The following is a 597-nucleotide window of genomic DNA, read 5'->3' on the forward strand; positions in this document are numbered from 1 at the left end:
CAATCACCAGCGATTGTAGAATTCTTCAAGAATTTTCAATTAACAGCTGATGATGTTTCTGCAATGGCTTATGCAGTTTCAGTTGAGAAGAAAGATCCAGCTGCTGTTGCTAGAGCTTGGATGGAAGCTAATAAATCAACTGTAGACGGTTGGTTAGGATTATAATCTAAATTAAATTTATACTCGGCGATTTAAGATTGCCGAGTATATTTTCCTATAATAAAAAACAAAATGGATTCATCAAGTTCAGCTATAAAAATTGAAAATGTTTGGAAAGTATTTGGCAATACTTCACCCGAAGCATTGGATGCAATCCAAAATAAAGGAATTTCAAAAACAGAAGCTTTAGAAGAATATAACTCAGTGATTGGTGTTTCTGATGTTTCATTTGATGTTAATCAAGGTGAAATATTTTGTGTGATGGGTTTATCTGGTAGTGGAAAATCTACACTAGTTAGACATATAAACAGACTTTTAGAACCAACTTCAGGAAAGATTTTAATCAACGGGCAAGATGTAATGCAGCTTGATCGTGATCATTTACAAGAACTAAGAAATAAAAAAATAGGTATGGTTTTTCAAAACTTTGCTCTAATG

Annotated in this window: 2 protein-coding genes; both read left to right on the forward strand. The window is 32.7% G+C overall.

What is annotated here, in order from left to right; genetic code table 11:
* Nucleotides 1-12 precede the first annotated feature (12 nt).
* Nucleotides 13-165, forward strand: coding sequence for a glycine betaine ABC transporter substrate-binding protein (locus AMN83_RS00410; RefSeq protein WP_082255091.1), 153 nt, complete (start codon nt 13-15; stop codon nt 163-165).
* 66 nt (nt 166-231) lie between these two features.
* A partial coding sequence (locus tag AMN83_RS00415; protein WP_143323626.1) for an ATP-binding cassette domain-containing protein occupies nt 232-597 on the forward strand: 366 nt, incomplete at its 3' end.

Source organism: Candidatus Pelagibacter communis (genome assembly GCF_001180025.1).
GTDB classification, from domain to species: Bacteria; Pseudomonadota; Alphaproteobacteria; order Pelagibacterales; family Pelagibacteraceae; genus Pelagibacter; species Pelagibacter ubique_A.